Annotated in this window: 17 protein-coding genes; 7 read left to right on the top strand and 10 right to left on the bottom strand. The window is 40.2% G+C overall.

Going from position 1 to position 19,154, the window contains the following annotated elements:
- Nucleotides 1–97 precede the first annotated feature (97 nt).
- The gene (locus NSU15_RS09915) at nt 98–3,856 is read right to left on the bottom strand and encodes an alpha-L-arabinofuranosidase C-terminal domain-containing protein (protein ID WP_339290125.1); all 3,759 of its coding nucleotides are present in this window, start codon (nt 3,854–3,856) and stop codon (nt 98–100) included.
- A gap of 258 nt (nt 3,857–4,114) precedes the next feature.
- On the opposite strand from NSU15_RS09915, the gene NSU15_RS09910 reads away from it, so the two are divergent.
- Complete coding sequence (locus tag NSU15_RS09910; RefSeq protein WP_339290123.1) at nt 4,115–4,699, top strand: GNAT family N-acetyltransferase; 585 nt, start codon at nt 4,115–4,117, stop codon at nt 4,697–4,699.
- A gap of 121 nt (nt 4,700–4,820) precedes the next feature.
- Here NSU15_RS09910 and NSU15_RS09905 read toward each other — a convergent pair whose 3' ends face one another.
- Both NSU15_RS09905 and NSU15_RS09900 read right to left on the bottom strand, forming a co-directional pair.
- Nucleotides 4,821–5,258, bottom strand: coding sequence for a MarR family transcriptional regulator (locus tag NSU15_RS09905; RefSeq protein ID WP_081389904.1), 438 nt, complete (start codon nt 5,256–5,258; stop codon nt 4,821–4,823).
- A gap of 165 nt (nt 5,259–5,423) precedes the next feature.
- A complete protein-coding gene (locus NSU15_RS09900) occupies nt 5,424–6,461 on the bottom strand; it encodes an NADH:flavin oxidoreductase/NADH oxidase (RefSeq protein ID WP_076120013.1) in 1,038 nt (345 codons plus the stop codon).
- A gap of 221 nt (nt 6,462–6,682) precedes the next feature.
- Between NSU15_RS09900 and NSU15_RS09895 the strand changes: the two genes are divergently transcribed.
- Entirely contained in the window at nt 6,683–7,063 is a 381-nt protein-coding gene (locus NSU15_RS09895; protein WP_076120012.1) for a VOC family protein, read from the top strand.
- A gap of 27 nt (nt 7,064–7,090) precedes the next feature.
- Here the strand turns inward: NSU15_RS09895 and NSU15_RS09890 are convergent, their stop codons facing one another.
- The gene (locus NSU15_RS09890) at nt 7,091–8,170 is read right to left on the bottom strand and encodes an alpha/beta fold hydrolase (RefSeq protein ID WP_339290120.1); all 1,080 of its coding nucleotides are present in this window, start codon (nt 8,168–8,170) and stop codon (nt 7,091–7,093) included.
- A gap of 171 nt (nt 8,171–8,341) precedes the next feature.
- Here NSU15_RS09890 and coaA point away from each other — a divergent pair, with 171 nt between their 5' ends.
- Both coaA and NSU15_RS09880 read left to right on the top strand, forming a co-directional pair.
- A complete protein-coding gene (gene coaA, locus NSU15_RS09885; protein ID WP_076120010.1) occupies nt 8,342–9,277 on the top strand; it encodes a type I pantothenate kinase in 936 nt (311 codons plus the stop codon).
- A 166-nt stretch (nt 9,278–9,443) separates the two neighbouring features.
- Nucleotides 9,444–10,448, top strand: a complete 1,005-nt coding sequence (locus tag NSU15_RS09880) for a glycosyltransferase family 8 protein (protein ID WP_076120009.1) — start codon at nt 9,444–9,446, stop codon at nt 10,446–10,448.
- Nucleotides 10,449–10,571: 123 nt separating this feature from the next.
- On the opposite strand, the gene NSU15_RS09875 is transcribed toward NSU15_RS09880, so the two are convergent.
- The 6 genes from NSU15_RS09875 to NSU15_RS09850 form a co-directional block, all read right to left on the bottom strand.
- Nucleotides 10,572–11,378 carry an acyltransferase domain-containing protein gene (locus NSU15_RS09875; RefSeq protein WP_076120008.1) on the bottom strand — a complete coding sequence of 269 codons (807 nt, stop codon included), beginning with the start codon at nt 11,376–11,378 and terminating at the stop codon, nt 10,572–10,574.
- Nucleotides 11,379–11,675: 297 nt separating this feature from the next.
- Complete coding sequence (locus tag NSU15_RS09870) at nt 11,676–12,323, bottom strand: hypothetical protein (RefSeq protein WP_042126066.1); 648 nt, start codon at nt 12,321–12,323, stop codon at nt 11,676–11,678.
- 134 nt (nt 12,324–12,457) lie between these two features.
- Nucleotides 12,458–12,979, bottom strand: a complete 522-nt coding sequence (locus tag NSU15_RS09865) for a hypothetical protein (RefSeq protein WP_076120007.1) — start codon at nt 12,977–12,979, stop codon at nt 12,458–12,460.
- Between the two features lie 20 nt (nt 12,980–12,999).
- On the bottom strand, nt 13,000–13,458 hold the full coding sequence (locus tag NSU15_RS09860) for an FMN-binding protein (RefSeq protein WP_212567881.1): 459 nt from the start codon (nt 13,456–13,458) through the stop codon (nt 13,000–13,002).
- A gap of 82 nt (nt 13,459–13,540) precedes the next feature.
- Entirely contained in the window at nt 13,541–14,122 is a 582-nt protein-coding gene (locus NSU15_RS09855; RefSeq protein WP_076120005.1) for a TetR/AcrR family transcriptional regulator, read from the bottom strand.
- Nucleotides 14,123–14,276: 154 nt separating this feature from the next.
- Nucleotides 14,277–16,364: an alpha/beta hydrolase fold domain-containing protein gene (locus NSU15_RS09850; RefSeq protein ID WP_076120004.1), complete on the bottom strand. Its 2,088-nt coding sequence runs from the start codon at nt 16,362–16,364 to the stop codon at nt 14,277–14,279.
- 203 nt (nt 16,365–16,567) lie between these two features.
- Here NSU15_RS09850 and NSU15_RS09845 point away from each other — a divergent pair, with 203 nt between their 5' ends.
- From NSU15_RS09845 to NSU15_RS09835, 3 genes are all read left to right on the top strand, one after another.
- Nucleotides 16,568–16,933 (top strand): VOC family protein, encoded by a 366-nt coding sequence (locus NSU15_RS09845; RefSeq protein ID WP_052414542.1) that lies wholly within the window; start codon nt 16,568–16,570, stop codon nt 16,931–16,933.
- Nucleotides 16,934–17,187: 254 nt separating this feature from the next.
- Nucleotides 17,188–17,769: a TetR/AcrR family transcriptional regulator gene (locus NSU15_RS09840; protein ID WP_042126034.1), complete on the top strand. Its 582-nt coding sequence runs from the start codon at nt 17,188–17,190 to the stop codon at nt 17,767–17,769.
- 24 nt (nt 17,770–17,793) lie between these two features.
- A complete protein-coding gene (locus tag NSU15_RS09835; RefSeq protein ID WP_042126032.1) occupies nt 17,794–18,996 on the top strand; it encodes an MFS transporter in 1,203 nt (400 codons plus the stop codon).
- Nucleotides 18,997–19,154 lie beyond the last annotated feature (158 nt).

Raw genomic sequence — 19,154 nt, 5'->3', positions numbered from 1 at the left:
CAGTTCTCCCTATATAAACATCAACCGATTACAAGCCTTACTAAACAACAACACGCGCCGAGGTAATATCGGCGCGCGCTGAATGCTATCTTTTCTATTAAATAAGATCCAGAACAATCACGTTCACAGAATGAGCAGCTAGATTTACAATTGCGGTGTCTTTATCAAACCTGATTTCCGTTTCAACTGGAGTAACCTTCTCATCATTTTTTCTGTTCACATTAGGTGTGTGAACTAGCGAAGCATCGCCCGTTAAAGTAATCCATTTACCGGTAGTAGCTACGTTTAAGCCTTTCAGATCAAGCTTCGTTGCTTTCTCTACACGATCCGCATTCACAAGCTTCACATAGAGATGCTTATCATCTTTAGTAACGGAATTGTATACTTCTCTGTTATACGCTTCGAGCTTATAATCAAGCACTTTGCTTGTTGTCTTGCCATCTGTGTAAGAGCAAATCAAATGCTTGCCATCTGCTCCACCATAATTAACAGTGATGGTATATTCCGTATGATCCGCTAGTTCTTCATAACAACTAGCTCTAAGGTTACCCGCTGCTGTACTAGAGGAATAATCGCCGAGTGTATAAGCCTCAATCCCTTGCTTGTACACCTTGACTCCTGTGGCATCGCCATTATAGCCAATCGCATATTCGATAACATCTTTATTTTCCGGTGAAATGTCTGTCAGACCTGCACCTACATAGAAGCCATCTTCGCCGGAAGCTTTTTCAAGAACGACCTCTACTTTATAATTAGTCCACGCGTCATTGAGAATATACAATCCATTCAGCCCGCTGTTCTGTGCCTTCAAGACTAGACCTTTGGAAGGATCAATCGTATATCCAGCAGAACCAGGAATGACTTTCCAAGCTTCATGCAGCGGCTGTGTAAAATCTTGCTCTAACATAACGCTGTCATCCGTATTCGAAGTAACCTTCACCCGCTTCACAACTACAGATGATTTTCCGGCAGCCACTTCAATTCCTCCGTGAGGAATGAGGTCTACCTTTTCCCCGTTGCGATATGTCGAGAACGATGTGCCAACCACTTTGGTGCCGAGATATTTAGCGTACAGCTGTTGAACATAGTAGTTCGGCGTGTACCATACAGTTTCATCATCAAACCAAATACAGTCCGGTGTCCATCTATAAGTGCCATCTGTCAGTACCTTATTGAACAAAGGTGCCGTTGCAGCCAGTCTAATCACATCAGAGTTATTCTCGAAGCTGGACATGATCGCCGCCTCAGCAATTGCTCCTGCCAATGTGTTTTTATCTGTGGAAGCATATTCACCTACAAAAACCTTAGAAGTTTCAGCTTCGTCCAAGCTGCCGTCTTCTTTATATGCTCTGTAATAGTAATTGTATCGATCCGCATTCTCTAACAAATACTCGTTGGAACGGTAGTAATGCTCATCCGCAATCGTATCCATGTAGTTCTTTTGCTTCTCATACCAGGTAACCGTCTCTTCGATGCTCGATGTTCCGTCCGTGAAGCTGATCTGTTCCGAGCCTTGCAGATTTCCGCTTAGGAATTTCCAGCCTTGCTGGTAAGCATCATCATCTGCTTGTGCTCCAACCGTAGAAAGAATGGTCAGTTCATGATCAGGGTAGTTCTTTACCATATATTCATCAATCGTTGTTTTGAAATACTCAAAGTTGGCAAAAAACTCTGTACCCCAGTTTTCATTCCCCACGCCCAAATAACGCAGGTCAAAAGCTGCTTCATGGCCCATCTTTTTACGCAAAGCGGCCCACTCGTTATTGTCAAAATCCATGCTAATCGCGAAATCAATCAGATCCGTAAAGTTCTTCACATAATAATCTCTTAACGCACCGCCAGCTGGATTCGCATAATCCGAACGAGCTTGACACAGTACACCACAGGCCATAACTGGCAGTGGAGTTGCATTCAAATCCTCTGCTAATTGGAAGTACTCCATATACCCAAGACCCATGGTCATCATGTAGCCCCATACATTATAGTTCTCTTTGCGAAGCTCAATATCGTTGACAGACTCTTTCCAATCGTACACATTCTCCCAAATGTGAGAACCTTCAGAAATACATCCCCCCGGGAAACGCAAGAATGTAGGATGAAGATCAACGAGTGCATTCACTAAATCTTTTCTCAATCTATAGTTCGAATTCCCTTTATAGTTAGCATGAGCTGTAGCAGAACGCTCCTCTTCCCCAGCGCCCCAAACATCTTCCGGCATTAGGGAGACCATATCAATAGAAATTTCACCGTTAAAAGTTAAAGCCAGCTGACCGAGTACAGTTTCAGATCCTATTAATATAAGCTTAGAATCGACACCATATTTCTTCCAGTTACCGTCACCGTTCACCTCAACTACCGCAGTATCACTAATAGCTTTTCCGTCTTTGTCGAGCAATTGTAGGGTGATAGTACCTGCTGCTTCAGCCTTCGCCCAAATCGTGAAGTTATACTTAGCATCCTTCTTAATAAACATCGAGCAGTGCTGATTGGAATCCGCAAACCCTCTATTATTAATAGTGGCGCCATCCGCCACTGTCACATAATGGGCGTTCATATCTTTATCTTCGATTCCGAAGAAATCGTTTAATCCACCTGTATTGTGAACCTTCATTTTGTCTGTGTCACCAGACCAAGCATGCAGAGGCGTATAATTTCTACCCGTTGAAGTCCCATGCACACCACATACATGCGAATAACTGTCAAAAGCAAAAGACTCGAAGGAACGATTCTGCACTAGCTCTGCATAAATCCCACCATCTGCCGCATTATTAATATCCTCATAGAAAAGGCCATATAGAACTTCGCTAACATCCAAAATCTCATGGTTTCCATCGATTGTTAAGGTGTAAGGTGGTACACCTTCTGGAAGTACAGACACAGTGAAGCTCTTTTCTACTGTACTGTTACCTTTTTTCAAAACCGCAGTAAGCGTTACGCCTTGAGCAGATTGGACGGCTTTATTCAGGGCACCCTTATCAGAAATGATAGCAGAATCACTAGATACCCAGGATACGTCAACTTTTCCACCCATGAGCGAAGCTGGCAATTCGATATCTTTGGTGATGATCGAGCTTGTAAAGGTTAAGTATTTATCTTTTGCAAGCTTAACGATCTCTTCATCTGTCAAAGATTCACACATAATCTCAATGATTTCGTCCTGCGTTAATCCCGCTTTATATACACGGAAGTCCGAGAGAGAGCCGCCAAAATCTACATCTGCAGCGTACTGGGACTTGCCGATCGTATTGTTACTATAATTTATTTGGTCCTCAAATGTAGCAAACCAAGCACGTAACTTAGCATATGTACCGCTAGAAGTCTGACTGATCATTCCATCTGCAACGACCTCACCATTTACATAAATTACAGGTCCCGCACTGCTAAGTGTTCCACCTTTTGTTCCTGTCACTGTAAAGCCGACATGCACCCATTCACCAGCAGCAAAGGATCTCCCAGGATCTGCGACTAAATCTTCTCCTGCAAAGCAAGTCCCCCGGAAATTTCTCGTTAAAAAAATATAGGGTCCTGTCTCGCCTTTGCCGAAATCGAACAGTCTTTCCCATAAGCTCCCACCAGTACTTACATGCATCCAAGTCGAGACAGTAATACCCGTTTGGTCGCTGACTTCTTTAAGAAGATCATCCGGCAACGAAATATAGGATGTGCCATGTTCTCCACCCGCTAACGAAACAGCTCTTCTACCTGCTACAGTCTGAATGATTGGCAGTTTAGTCCCTAAAGCGGTTCCATCATTCCCATTCCCTGAGCAATCCTGACCCACATGATCGGGGTTATCAAACTTATAATGCGCTATCAAATTACCATTAATAAATTTGTTACTGTTTCCATTGTTCATAGAAGATCACCTGTCATCTTTTGTATTAGAAATCATAAAAGTCTAACTATTCTACTAATTACTACAACAAAACCGACCCGTTCGCGGGTCATTTACCCTTTATACGAAACATAATAACACACTTTATAATCAATTAATATATTAACCAATTAATATTTATGTGAAATAAAAGAAAACTATTTTTTATACTCAAAGATTACCAAATCGGCCTTATGATTCATGATAAAATGAATTTGGTTGTACGAAGGAGAGATGAATATGAATAACTATGCAGGTTTAGAGCCAACAAAAGGCGATATCTTTACAATTGAATGCAAAGATATCCTGTTACGAGAGTTTAGAGTGGAGGATTTAGACGAGTTTCACGCACTTACCATGCAGCCTGAAATCATAGAATTTCTGCCCGATTGGAATGTTCCTAAAGAACAACGGCGAGATTGGTTAATAAACTATGAAATAAAAGAAAACCAACAGTTTCTACAAGCAGTCTCAGCGGATGGATACATCGGGGAGCTTCGTCTTCGTTTAGGCATTATTTTAAAAGAGACGAATGAGTTTATCGGTTGGTGCTGTACAGGAATGAAGGATGAATTACCCGCTCCGAACAGAGAAATCATGTATGCCATATCCAAGGATCATCGCGGCAAAGGATATACCACACAAGCTGCCAAGGGGTTAATTAAGTATTTGTTTGAGCACACATCTACCGATGTATTAAACGCTATTGCTCTGGTACACAATACACCCTCTAATAGAGTCATACAAAAATGTGACTTCGACTTAATGAATGAAATTACAATTGAAAATGAAATTTATAATTATTACCAGCTTTCTAAGCGGTAATGGTAATAGAAGGCATAATGAATGCAAGCACACTTTTGATAGATTACAACACAAGCAAAAAACCTCTGCAGGGAAATGGAGATACGATCCATTTACTAAACAGAGGTTTTTTTGAGCTGATTCATGATTGCTGCTTCATACGAAGCATTTGCGCTAGAAGCTGTTCCACATCTTTTTCCGGGAATGCCTTCATTAGCGTGTCTTTAAAGGTTTCTTGTGCACGGATGAGCTTGGCCTCACCAATGGAGGTTAGGGAGGTATAAATACTTCTGCGATCACTGTCGCATGCTTTTCTCTCTAAGGCTCCGCAGCCCTTGGCTTCAAACCGGCTAACTAGACGTGAAACGGCACTTTGGCTTAAACCAACCATGGATTCAAGTTTCTGCAATTTCAGTTTTTTCTCTGGGGCTTCCGACAAGAATAATAACAAGTAGAACTCTTTTAAAGACAACTCATGATTCGCTTGCAAATTAACTTCTAATTCATTCGTCACATTCATTTGTATATGCGTTAACGTCAACCAATTCGCGATAAGGTCATTGTTAAGAATTTTGTCCATCTATCTCTTCATCTCCTGAGCGTATGACTATTCATGAATTATTTCTTCTATATAATAGTACTACACTCCACATCCATTGTGCCAAGCTTAATCCAAAAAAGAGAAAAGACCGTTTCTCCAAGAAGTCGGTCTTTTTCAAATAATTCCATTTAATTTCGTTATTCCTTAGCCTTTAATTCTAGGAAATCCAAAGGCATACTGCCGAGGAATACTAGGGTCTTGCTGAAGCTCAACCCCAGCCTCCAGCGTCCAATATGGATTTCTCAGCATCCCCCGACCAACTGCAACAAGATCTGCTTCCTCATTCCCAATGACTGCATTAGCAAGAGCAGGTTCATCCAATCTGCCTACAGCAATCACCGGTACATTCAAACCATATTTGATCTCTCTTGCCAAAGGAACTTGATACGCCGCATGTGTTCCTGGCTTGCCAGCAGCCGCGATAGGACCTTCACCACCTGCACTGATATGGAAAATATCTGCGCCAGCTTCTTTATAAGCTTTACTAAATGCCAAGCTTTCTTTAATGCCGTATCCGCCCTCAACATATTCTTGAGCTGAGATACGCATGATCAATGGCATTCCTTCAGGCATTTCACTTTTTGCTGCACGAATGATTTCAGTACCAAACAAGGTCAAATCTTGGCCATATTCATCTGTTCTTTGATTCGTTAGTGGTGAATGGAACTGATGAATAAGGTAACCGTGCGCACCATGAAGCTCGATAACATCAAACCCCGCTTGAATCGCACGCTTCACACTGAGCCGGAATTTTTCAACCATACCCTTCACTTCTTCAGTCGTTAGGGCACGTGGTGTTTTGGAGTCAGCATCAAATGGAACGGCAGAAGAGGATACAGGAACTGCTGCATCTTCTGCCTTACGCCCAGCATGAGCAATTTGAATACCTACTTTTGCCCCATAAGCATGACAAGCATCAACAATTCTAGCCAATGCAGGAATCTGCTCATCAGACCAAATTCCAAGGTCAAAATCAGTAATTCGGCCATCAGGCTCTACATCGGTCATTTCAATAATAATTAATCCTGTTCCTCCAATGGCGCGGCTTACGTAATGATTATAATGCCAATCGGTAGCAATTCCGTCCTTGTTAGTCACTGAATACTGACACATTGGAGGCATAACCACGCGGTTCTTCAATTTCAAATCCTTCATTTCATAAGGGGTAAACAAGTTCTTCATGATATCTCTCCTCTTTATAAAAAACTAAATGTATTATGAACATTAAAAACATGTTTTAGCAAAAATTAATTAATGCATGCTCATGCATGTATATTATTATAGAATATCTATGGTGTCAACCATGAATGTCTCCTGCGGTTTAATAACTCCACGTATTGTTGAAATCTTTGTCGCACGGTAATATTTGGGTATCTATTTTCTTAGAAAGGATGAACTCACAAGTGGACAAAAAGCTTTTACAATCACATAGTATCTTTCCTACCCTGAATATTGAGCGCACCGCTGCTTATTACAATCAGTACTTAGGCTTTCAAGTTGTGCCCTATTTAGATACGGAAGAACCGCATGTTTGCCTCTATCGTGATGATACAGAAATTATTCTTACTCAATCCCAAGGACAAAGGGTTATTCCTAATCGAGAATTGTATGGCTATGGTTACGATGCCTATTTTATTACGAAACAGCAAGAGCAATTGGAGAAAGAATTTGAAGCGGCTGGTGTTAAAATTGTCCGAGCATTAGCCAACACCGACTATAACAACAAGGAATTTGTTATTGAGGATGTTGATGGGCGCTGGATTGCTTTTGGGATTAAAGGATAAGAAAAAACGAGAGAGTTTATTGTTAAATCACATAATTTCTTCTCCACTACCATTGATCACACAGAAATCACTATAATTTTGGCTAATTAAAGTAGAATAAGCATTCCCCTGATTCAATAGATGCTCTTGAAAGAAATCAGCTACAAGCTCATTTATCTGATTATGAATTCCGCATGTTTTTTTATATAAAGTCTCGTCCTCCTCAAAAAGAGGCATATCACTAAAGGACATATGTGTAGCATTCCGTATTTTCAAAAAAGATTTATATCCGTTCCAATTCCGAAAAAGCTTCTCTTGTCCTTTGATAAAATCATTTGCTATTTTTTCCTGTAAAATAATGCTTAAGGATTCTAAAGCAGAAGCTTTTTGCCTTAATACAAGTAGGGGTACCGTATTATTCTTCACTTCATTCTCAATACATAAATGCATACTTGCATCTAATAAAACTGCGGCTTTAATTCTTGCATCTTCCATAGCTAAATCTAATGCAGTAGCACCGCCGATTGAATGTCCAACAATGCCAACCTTGTCCATATCAAAATTTTCCATTCTTGAATTCAGATTGGATAGGTGATCTAATACATACTTTATATCCTTTTTTCGAATAGAAATTAAGTGATGTAATTCGCTATAATCTGTAGCCTGTATTGTCCTCATGACCTCCGATTGATTCATAAATTCTCCACTTGGACTAACTGTAAACATGGCTTCATAAGCAGCACTGACGGTTACCACTATGAATTCTAGCTTTACCAGCGCTTGTATATTGTAAATATACATATCTCTATCTAAACCTAGTGCAGGAGAGTAGATAATGACAGGATAGGATCGTGTGGATTTTTGTTGCAATGTTCCCTCGCTGATTGCGGTAGATAATCCATCTATGATATCCATATTCATTCCAATATCTTGTAGAATTTCTCTTGCTTGTTGTTCACAAGGCCGGAAAAGATCCATATATTTCATTTCAGATTCGTTGTTATCGAGCAAACCATCCGTATCAGGATAATAAATACTTATCATGATTTTCCTGGGCTCAGACTCTTCTTGGAACGTACCCTTGCGCGCATAATCCGTTAATACTTCAACTTTTCGAAAAACTCCCATGCTTCCACTCCATTCTTCCTCGTCACTATATTTTAATTTATTTTCCTATTTATTGAAATGAAATCTCCAGAATGTCCATACTAATGTCGATTGCTATGAATGGAATCAAGGTGAATGAACGGTTATAATACCTAAAGGTGAATCTAAAAACTCAGGGATGTGGAAACTTTAATGGTGAATAATTCAGCATATACACTTTATTTACGTGAGGATTGGAAAAAACTAAGCGATTTCACCGCTATCCAATTATCAGAAGAAGAGCTTAGCGATATCCAAAGTATTAACGATAAGATTTCGATTGAGGATGTAAATGAGGTCTATCTTCCTCTATCCCAATTGATAAATCTGCAGCTTCAAGCCTCTCATAAATATAAAGAATCTATAAATCACTTTCTTAATAACGATCTTAAAAAAGGTCCCTTCATCATAGGCATCGCCGGAAGTGTAGCTGTTGGCAAGAGTACAACCGCTAGACTTCTTCAGAAACTCCTCTCTCAATTACCTTCTCATCCAAAAGTAGATTTAGTTACGACTGACGGGTTCTTACTTCCCAATGCGGAGCTAGAAAAGCGTGGAATCATGAAGAAAAAAGGATTTCCTGAAAGCTACGACACACGTAGTTTAATTTCATTTTTAACTAAAGTGAAGTCAGGTGTTTCGAGTGTTCAAAGCCCTGTCTACTCGCATCTAACTTATGATATTGTGCCAGATGAATATATCACGATCGAGAACCCGGACATCCTAATTGTTGAAGGATTAAATGTTCTTCAGACTAGTTTGAGACTGAATCAAAGTGTGCCAAACTATTTTGTATCTGATTTCTTTGATTTTTCAATTTATGTGGATGCTGATGTGAATAATATAGAGAAATGGTATATTGATCGTTTTATTAAGCTTAGAGATACCGCCTTCCAAGATGAGCAATCTTATTTTAAAAAGTATGCGCAGTTATCACTAGAAGAATCTATCGAGATCTCGAAAAGAATATGGAAAGAAATCAATTTAGAAAATTTGATACACAATATTTTGCCTACCAGAAATCGCGCAGATCTTATTCTATTTAAAAATAACGACCATCACATAGATCGCATTAAGCTGCGAAAATAAAAAAATGACAGTATTCTCACAAACCAAGTTCTGATGTACAGAGTTTGGTTTTTTTATATGAAAATCAAATTGGGTGAATATCGTAGGTGTAATGCCTCTATCCTCTCGTCAAGGCTAACGTATACTATGGTACATTCGTACACTATGAAGAGAGAGGATAAATCAAATGATTGAAATCGCCTTGGCCTTTCAAGATAAGGATGGACAATATGCCGAGCATGCCGGTGTTGTGTTAGCTTCAATTTTTCATCATACAAGTTCCCAAATTCATGTTCATATTTTACATGATGCCTCTTTAACCGAAAATAACAAGCGAAAGTTCAACAAGTTAATCGCCAAACATAATCATACGATAAGTTATTATTCGATCACTTTACCTGAGGATATGCTTCAGGTGCTTGCCAATATTAACTCCATCGATGTGTGGACACAGGCATGCATGTACCGCTTGCTTCTTCCTTCGATCACACCCGCTGAAAAAATTATTTATCTGGATTGTGATGTATTGGTAACCATGGACATTAATGAGCTATGGCAAGTTGAGCTAAACGACAAATATTTAGGAGCGATCTGGGATCAGGGCATCATGGAGGTAGCGCCTATAGTGAGCGCCAAAGGGCTAAATCCTGAGACTTATTTTAATTCTGGAGTAATCTTATTTGGTTTGAATAATATCCGCCAGAATACGAACTGGTACCAAGAGATGCTGAACTTTTTGCGTACTTTCCCTGACGTTACTATGCCGGATCAGGATGTTCTGAATGCGGTTTTTGGAGCGAATTATCTTCCACTCGATATCCGTTTTAATTCATTTAACATGGCCATCGTAGATCATGACTACAATAATAAAATTGTCCATTTTGCCGGAGATGAAAAATGCTGGAATAAAGATTCCTCAGGGTTGGCGCTGTATCGCAAATTCCTAAATCTAACCCCTTGGAAAGCTTTTAAAGCCAAATTAAAACGAAGAAAACGGAAAGTCAGCTATGTTAAGCGGCGCTTCACACGAAAAAGTAATAGACGAATCATTTATAAACGTAAAATAAAAATTATTCGCACAAGAATCTCCCCCCTTTCGCTGTTTCAATTGAAATTAATTCGAACCATTAGAAGAAGAAAAGGGACCGTGATCAATACAAGAATTCAATATCAACGACGAATTAAACGTTAAAAAACAGCCCGTATGAACAAAAATCCCCCCTCAGAATGAAATTCTAGGGGGGGCTGACGAAAAACCTACTGAAACTTGATTTGAACACATGCATAATATTTTCGATCCAGATCATTCCACTTACTAATGTACTTTAATCCCATAACCACTTCCTAGCTTCCCTCCAGCAATTAGAAAGTTTTTTGCATTCCGTTGCAATCGGGTATTTTCTTCATAATCATGAGGGCTCTTGTTTAGCTTATTAAATATTCTTTCTTCTGCTTCCTTGGAACTCTTATCGACCTCATAAATGTTAAACTGATTTTGAAACTGAAGAATATTCGATTCCGGGTTCAAGATCTCACTTAATTCCGGATCAAGCAGCCATGAATGACAAATAAACACTGGAGATATCCCTCTAAAAAAAGCTCTGGCTAACTGAAAGGACTCCTCCACACTTTGAACGGATAAAGGTTCTCCCGCTGGAATGTGGACATTAAGCACGATTTGATGGGTAAAGATTCTACAACCATCAACGACTAAATCCCGGTCCATCGCAAAAGGTTGAAATTGCATTCTTCCCAATCGAAATAACCGAAGCTGAACATGCTCTTGCAGCCAGTTATATTCTTCGATACCATATTCACCGTAATCACGCAGACATTGCATGCACCAAATCTGAATATCTGAGAATGTATCATAATAGATCTCATCCTCAATGTTACGAATACGATACTCTTCATAAGCATCTACTGCGAATCTCACAAATAAATATAATAGCAGCTTTCGATAGCCCTCCGAAAATTTTACAGATTCAAAAAAAGAAAATCTGTCAAAATAAAAATGCTGTTTATAAACAAGATATTCTTCCTCTTTCATCTGAAACTCACAAACCTGCTGTCTAGCCGCTGGATCCAGCTTAATCCCTTCACACAATGCTATGATGTTCACTAGAGAACCTCCTTAGTTCCTATAGATGCCTGTAACGCCATTTTACAAAAGCATATCGTGAAAAGCAGATCTAGATTTAGAGCTTGATACTACTCTTCTGCTCAAGGAACTGTGTCTGCTTTCAGTTCGGATAATTTGATTATAGAGGCGGTAGCAACCTACTTCAATGATCATCTATCCACTGCAACCAATATTTCAGTTATTGTTCAAAATCATCTTCATCTCATAAAACACAACAAAGAAACGGCATTTCTACCGTTTCTTTGGGTTATGGATGGCCAGGGCTCAGAGCCTATTTTACTCCAATCCATGTTCTTTACGAATGTTATACATACCTTGAACAAGCAGTTCGGAAGGATCCCGATTCAATTGCAAGTGGGTTAACAATAAATGCAGTGGGAACGCGCATACGTTATTCCCATCGGTTATTGCTGGAAATCCAGCCTCGAACACCGGACCGAGTTTCTCATTCCAAGCTAGGCCGACATGTACATCCTCCGGCGCAAATTCTTCGGTTATTTCTTTAATACATTGCGGAACTAATACATTGTCTATGATCGCTTTAGCTTCTTCTTCACTTGAAGGCGGTTTTGGAAGCGTTTTGCCTCCCTCAATCTTCATCAGATCAACAAAGAAAGAAGCCATCCATGCTGCAGGATCCTTACCCGATTGGAATCTTGCAATCAATTCACGCAGAAAAAATCCGCAAGAATAGACATGATCTAACTCAGACTTTACGTGAAAAACAAAAACCGGGCCGTAGGCCTCCATATTTAACACTTGTCCTTCAACGTCTTGAAAGTGTACTCTCAAAGCTACGAGGCCGTTATGATGAACAGCCATCACTAGCTTATTCATATCCTCCTCAGACATTTCTGGATCACTGGTTATTTCCTCGTTCTCGTTTGTTGGTTCCTCGTTCTCATTGGTTATCTCATTAGTCATTTTAAATTCCCTCCCGATCCTATCATACCATCTAGCGAATTGATCTGACACTTTAAAAATAGACAAATTCCTACCAGTTGAGGAGAAAATAAATAAACGGCATCTCTGCCGTTTATTTATGGATGAACTTTCAGTTAAGTAACATCCTTTAACCTCTTTACAATTGTACAGGTTAATTGTTTGATATCCTCAGGATCTAACTTGTAAGCTGAGGTAACCTTCCGTGTCGGTTTAGGATTTGTCGATATTAAGTCAGCGATATACAGATCTATAAATACAACCGGATCAGCCCCAGCTCTTTTCCTGAGCTCGCCTAGTACCTTCGTGTTGGGTCCGTCCGCTCCGCCACTGATTGAGATGAAACCATACTTGTTCGGATTAGTTTTTAAATGCCTTAAATAGGGTCGGAGTGGTGTCGCCACTTGCCCCATCCAGATCGGTCCAAAAAAGAGAATCAAATCATACTTCATTAATAAGTTAGGTGATGGCTGTACCAACGGTATCCTGCTAAAAATCATATCCATTGTAATGGAACTCAACGTCCGCGGCTTGGCTTCAGAAATCTGAAAATAATCAGACGACAGTTCTCTAGCAACACTGCCAGCTAATGCATCATTGTTTCCTGAGAATGAATACGATATGACTGCAATGTTCATCTTAGCCCTCCTGAAACGAATTATTTCGTCCTTGCCTGCTCCAGTGCATTTTCTAGTGCCTTAAGATGTGCTTTAGAGGTAAGCGTTGCACCACTAATAACGTCTACCTGAAGGGATTGTGATTCAATCACATGTCTAAACAAATCACCAATGCTTATTCCGCCCTTCAGTTTCAGTGGCTTTCCGTTTTTATCTATAGCGCCTTTGAGTATTTTAATCCCTGAAATTGAACCCATAGATATGGATGCCTGAACCTTGGTATCTCTGGAATGATCCTTGGTGCCGATATATTCTCCCACATAGATTCCATCTCGTAGCTTATCGAAATCAATGACATTTATAGTAAGCTTCTGAACTTCACGTCTCCCTGGAGCACTGAATAGAATCCCTCCCCATACTAGAACTGCAATCACACCTAAGAAGCTCAGTATAATCATCCACTTTGGAATCTTCCTTTTACTTCTTACACCAATGATCATTCGCATTCCCCTCTCGTTAGTTATTGAATGAATATTTTTATATTCATTCATTTTAAGAGATAAAAAGACTGCCTCATCAGTTCTATTTGGGGCAGTCTGTAAGACCCTTCATGATTAGTTCCATCATATGGTCCAGCAGTTGTGGAAAGAACTCCAGTCCTATCTCTTCCTTGTGGGTCTCCACATTGATCATCGCGGCGAAAACCATCATAATCATTTTGCTGTCCATATCGCTTCGCATCTTGCCTTCGGTTTGCCATTGCTGCACCATTTCATGGAAGCTGTCATATAAGAAATCGTTCACCTGAATGCCGGTTTCTTCTCGATAAAGCTGTTCAATTTTCCCAAAAACACTTTTGTTATACCATTCCTTTAGAATAGGGTTGGCGATTATACCTTCCGCATTGAGTGCCATCATCTGCCGAATTACAATCAGCGGGCTTTGGGTCGTATCGAGGGTTTGCATACAGTTTTTTTTGAGCTTCGCATTTTCTTCAAGAAAGATGTCCATAAATAGTTTTTCTTTAGAAGGATAATAGTTGTAAAAGGTTCCTATAGCTATTCCAGCTTTTTTTGTAATGTCCGAGACATTCGTATCCTTAAAACCTTTATTGCTAAATATCTCTTTCCCACAATCATAAATCTTTGTTTTTTTATCTTCCACTTTCCGCATCTCCATGAATGAATAATTATTTTTTCATTCATATCATAATGTCAAAAGTTGGATGTGTCAACGCAAATCTTATTCCTTAACTTTTCGTTCATTGAGCGACAATAAAATAAAAAAACGGCATCTCTGCCGTTTATTAAAGATTCTATCAATCCGTCAAAAACAGATCCCCGAAGGCATTAACATCCTTCGAAGTCCCTATACCACTGTTGTATTCTAACCAGCCTCTACGCCCCTCGCCGTCATTATCATTAACCAGCAGCGAAAATTTAAGCTTCATTCCTTTCTTCACCTGTGTAATGTCGTAGCTCAGTTCATGCCAAGGGATGGCTAATTCGTAGCTGGTTATTGAACCAGAACGTTCTATCGCATACTTTAGCTCTATGGCATCATTTAAATTGAAACCCCTTGGAGTTAGCCAGCGCCACTTGAGTAAATTCCCTGCATTTCCCCTAGCCACACCCAGTTCATGGTACTCTGAGGGCACTGTTCCATCTGTGTTTGCAATGCCAATGCCAATCTGGATGCTGTCCCCACTCCAAATAGCATCACCCGATGCTGACTGTTCATGCTTGTCATCTATAACTTCTACCCCTAGATAAAGGTTATCCGTATCCCACGCTAAGGAACCGGTCGCGCTGATATCCTGCTCCCCTCGCCAACCATTGATCTTGATATCCTTAACATTAAAACGAGCCTGATCACTCCAATCAGATAGGTTACCATTGAATTCAACGGGCTTACTGAGTTTTGGCAACAACAGCGCGTTGAAGGAATCTAACGTCGTCTGCAATAGAATACCTATATCATTAAAAGATTTAAGTGTCCGTTGTCCCCATGCAAGCTCAGGAATCTCTAGCCGCACGCTTTTTCCCGGTTCTAGATTCTCGACAGAAGCGCTATAGGTCCCCTGAGTAGAACGTCCTGTCTCATAATCTGCTTCCACTGAACCACTGAAATTATTCGTGGACTGATTCGTAACATCCATATGAGTCCTTATCTCTTTGGCAGATTCATCATAAAATGTCTCATATTTTACCGTAAGCGGATCGATTACGTTGACATTTACAGCGAAGCTCATTGCCGTTTTAGGATCTTCGCCGCGCGAGACGAACAGCGAATCGTTTCCTCTCACCAAGCCTACCGGCACCTGTATCCGAAGTCTGTCTTCTTCCTTCTCATCACGAAGTATCCAACCCTCCGGTAAATCGATGTTCATCGGCTCCTTCGAGGGACTGAGATAGGCCTCAGGCAGCTTAATATCAAAGGCATCTCCGGCTGCAATCGATATCCCAGAAATCTCTGGCAGCTTTGCAAGTGCTGAACTGTTCATGACATTCCAAAGAAAATGTGTTGTCGTCTCCATAATCTCATCGATGTATTTTTCATTCTTGTAATCATGTCCGACACCTTCCATTGTTAGTAGATTATGATACACTCCTATCTCCTTCAATTGTTCAGCCAATTCAACACTTTGCTGGTACGGCACCAGTTTGTCTATTGTTCCATGAATGATGAGGACTGGCGGCAGCTTGCTGTTCGCACTTGTCGTCAGATCCCCCCCATAAATATCTACAATCGAAAATACAGATTTAATGATCGATGGATCCTTTGATACATATTGATTGACAAAGTTTATGGCTAGATGCCCTCCCGCCGAATCACCGCCGATCACAATACGGCTTGCATCCATTCCGTAAAGCTCTGCGTTATCGTTGATCCATTTGATCACATCGCTTATATCCTCATAAGCGTCATTAAGCGTGTGGGTGAAGTTAGTAAATGGGTCTTTTTTCAGCCTATAATTAATGGACAATACAGCATATCCTCGCTCTGCCAATCCCGTAGAAAAGTCCGCTGCATCGTACTTATCGCCTCCTGTATAACCCCCACCGTGAATGAAAATAAATACAGGTCTCTTCTTGTTATCATCACCTGATGGCTCGTACAGATCGAGTTTCAGCGGTTCAACAGCATCCGTCTCATTCTTCTTACTCGCATACAAAATATCTCCTTGCACTGTAACCTTATAAGCGGGAGTCAGGTACTGAACCGGAATTTGTCCGTTATTCACAGTAACTTTAACCGCTGTTGTGCTACTGTCATTAGCATTCACTTTAGCCACCTCTTTCCCCTCCTTTTCTAATGCGCCCTTACTCTCTCGGTTATTCAGTAACAACCAGGAACTTAGAACGATTACTAGGATCGTAAGAACGTAAATAAGTCTACGCTTCATTATGACCACCTCCCAGAATGATTTTGGATTCAAAGAAGTAATATAATTCCAATATCAACATTTTAAAATTCAACTAATCGTTTAACAATTATGTATTCCTTCGCGAATTAGGTTCAATATTACGAACTTTTAGCGAATAAGATAGCGTATAATTTGAAGAAACGGCTTTGTCGTAGAAATAGATAAAGGAGGACATTACAATCATGAAGTTGAGTATGAATTGGATAACGCTCAGAGTGCGCGATCTGGAGGCTTCCCTTGATTTTTATAACCGTATTCTAGGACTTCCCATGGATCGCAGATTTGAGAGTAGAGGAAAACAGATTGTTATGTTAGGTACTGCAGAGCAGCCGAAAATCGAGCTTATTCAGGGCAGCGACCCGGCTCTAAAGCCAGAATGCGGCGTTTCCGTTGGTTTCGAAGTGGAATCGCTCGACAACGCCATAGCGCATTTGAAAAGCCACGGCATTCCCGTCGCACGCGGACCGATCGCACCCAATCCACATTTACGATTCTTTTATATACTGGACCCGGACGGCTTCGAGGTGCAATTAGCGGAGCATAGCTAGACTAGCTTTTTTCAAACCAAAAGAGAAGTGTCCCATTAGCCATGAAATGGCTGTGGTGACACTCCTCTTTTTTTGATTATACCTGCTAATATGTTAGGATCAGCTCCTTTAATTCGATTAATCCTCTTTTCCAACAACTCAAGAATTTAGATTACGCTAAAAGGGAAGACTCCCCTTAAACAATATTCATTTGCATAAAACAATTAATTTTGTTAGTATAACTGACGAACGTTCGTTAATATCGAGGTGATTTTTTGAAAAGAAAAGAAATTAAAGATATCGCTTTGAAATGTTTCACAACTCATGGGTATGAGGGAGCCTCTCTATCACAAATTGCCGAGTTGGTCGGGATGAAAAAACAATCTCTTTATGCTCATTTCAAAGGGAAGGATGATCTTTTCCTGCAAGTTTTACAAGATGCCAAAGAGACAGAAATCTCCTCGAAACTACAGTATTTGAGTAAAGTGGGTACCCAAAATCCTAAAACAGATTTATTAGGATATCTGCAATTGGTAATCGACTTATTCCAAAAGAACGAGCAGTTAAAATTTTGGCTGCGTATGACTTTTTTCCCACCTCCCCATCTTGCTAAAGCAATTGATGAAGAAGTGATCGATACGGAAAAAAGGATTCAAACTGCATTAGAAAGTAAATTCCAAGCTTGGATCGATGCCAAAGTCATCGTGGAAGATGCAGCCTCCATCCCTACTCTTGCCTTCCTGGGTGTAGTAGATTCGATCATGCTAGAGCTTGTGTATGGCAATAATGAAATCCGTTTAAATGAAAAACTAAATGCCTCTTGGACTGTATTTTGGAGAGGTATTTCACAGCTGTGATTCTACAAAGAGAGGTATTACTTCATGAAGAAACCATTGAAAGAACAAAAAACAGTCTTACTCATTCTGCTAAGTAATATATTCATTGTTTTTCTAGGCGTTGGGCTAATCGTCCCTGTTATGCCATCCTTTATGAATATTATGCATTTGTCAGGCAAAACGATGGGGTATCTTGTAGCAGCTTTTGCGTTCGCTCAACTGCTCATGTCTCCTCTAGCAGGGCGATGGATTGATACTTACGGCAGAAAAAAAATGATCGTTATCGGCTTAGTGCTCTTCAGTGCATCGGAATTAATCTTTGGTTTAGGCACACATGTATCCGTTCTTTATATCGCCAGAATTCTTGGAGGGATTGCTGGTGCATTCATTATGCCTGCCGTCACTGCCTATGTTGCGGATATCACCTCAGTAGAGGAAAGACCTAAGGCAATGGGTTATGTTTCTGCCGCCATTAGTATTGGTTTTATTATTGGCCCAGGAATCGGAGGCTTTATTACTGAACTAGGTATACGTGCTCCATTCTATTTTGCTGCTGGCTTCGCCTTAATCACTTGTATTTCGTCGATATTTATTCTGAAAGAGCCACTATCCAAAGAGCAGCTTTTGGAAATCAGTAAACTTAAAAAAGACACCAACTTTATCAGCGATCTGAAACGCTCGTTTCATCCAGCATATATTATTGCGTTTATTATAGTGTTTGTCCTCGCCTTTGGCTTATCGGCATATGAAACTGTGTTTAGCCTGTTTTCTGATCATAAATTTGGCTTCACTCCACGGGATATTGCAACCATCATTACAATAAGCTCAATCTTCGGGGTGGTTGTGCAGGTCTTTTTATTCGGTAAAATGGTAGATAAGCTCGGTGAAAAAAAGCTCATTCAACTCTGCTTAATTGCTGGCGTAGCCTTAGCGGTAGCCTCCACCATGATCAATAACTATTTAACTGTTCTGCTAGTTACCTGCTTCATCTTTCTCGCATTTGACCTGCTCCGTCCAGCATTAACGACCTATTTATCAAAAACGGCTGAAAAAGAGCAAGGTTTTGTCGCTGGAATGAACTCAACCTATACTAGCCTCGGTAATATCATCGGACCTGCATTAGGCGGAGTATTATTTGATGTAAACATCAACTATCCGTATCTCTTTGCGGCTGTCATAATGTTTATTGGCCTTGTTATTACAATGGTTTGGAAAGAAAAACAATCCGCTAAAGGATTGGTAAACTAACGTGAGGGACTTACAAGCTAACAAAGAGCCACTGAAAAACATATAATCTAAAAATCTGTAAAATGAGCTTAAACAGATAAAGGCGATATCCACCCTATTGTGAGTGAGATTTCGCCTTTATTTATTATGTAATAGCGGCAATATTCTCTTGCAGCCAT

Origin of the sequence: Paenibacillus sp. FSL E2-0201 (assembly GCF_037963325.1) — a bacterium.
GTDB lineage: Bacteria > Bacillota > Bacilli > Paenibacillales > Paenibacillaceae > Paenibacillus_AQ.
The sequence above is the reverse complement of the archived record's forward strand: the minus strand, read 5'-3'. Positions and strand labels throughout refer to the sequence as shown.

Coding starts and splice junctions, on each gene's coding strand:
- coaA (WP_076120010.1), top strand. CDS start 8,342: ATGGTGAATAATTCAGCATATACACTTTATTTACGTGAGGATTGGAAA.
- NSU15_RS09835 (WP_042126032.1), top strand. CDS start 17,794: ATGAAGAAACCATTGAAAGAACAAAAAACAGTCTTACTCATTCTGCTA.
- NSU15_RS09880 (WP_076120009.1), top strand. CDS start 9,444: ATGATTGAAATCGCCTTGGCCTTTCAAGATAAGGATGGACAATATGCC.
- NSU15_RS09900 (WP_076120013.1), bottom strand. CDS start 6,461: ATGAAGAACTTGTTTACCCCTTATGAAATGAAGGATTTGAAATTGAAG.
- NSU15_RS09910 (WP_339290123.1), top strand. CDS start 4,115: ATGAATAACTATGCAGGTTTAGAGCCAACAAAAGGCGATATCTTTACA.
- NSU15_RS09845 (WP_052414542.1), top strand. CDS start 16,568: ATGAAGTTGAGTATGAATTGGATAACGCTCAGAGTGCGCGATCTGGAG.
- NSU15_RS09915 (WP_339290125.1), bottom strand. CDS start 3,856: ATGAACAATGGAAACAGTAACAAATTTATTAATGGTAATTTGATAGCG.
- NSU15_RS09860 (WP_212567881.1), bottom strand. CDS start 13,458: ATGATCATTGGTGTAAGAAGTAAAAGGAAGATTCCAAAGTGGATGATT.
- NSU15_RS09870 (WP_042126066.1), bottom strand. CDS start 12,323: ATGACTAATGAGATAACCAATGAGAACGAGGAACCAACAAACGAGAAC.
- NSU15_RS09890 (WP_339290120.1), bottom strand. CDS start 8,170: ATGGGAGTTTTTCGAAAAGTTGAAGTATTAACGGATTATGCGCGCAAG.
- NSU15_RS09850 (WP_076120004.1), bottom strand. CDS start 16,364: ATGAAGCGTAGACTTATTTACGTTCTTACGATCCTAGTAATCGTTCTA.
- NSU15_RS09865 (WP_076120007.1), bottom strand. CDS start 12,979: ATGAACATTGCAGTCATATCGTATTCATTCTCAGGAAACAATGATGCA.
- NSU15_RS09905 (WP_081389904.1), bottom strand. CDS start 5,258: ATGGACAAAATTCTTAACAATGACCTTATCGCGAATTGGTTGACGTTA.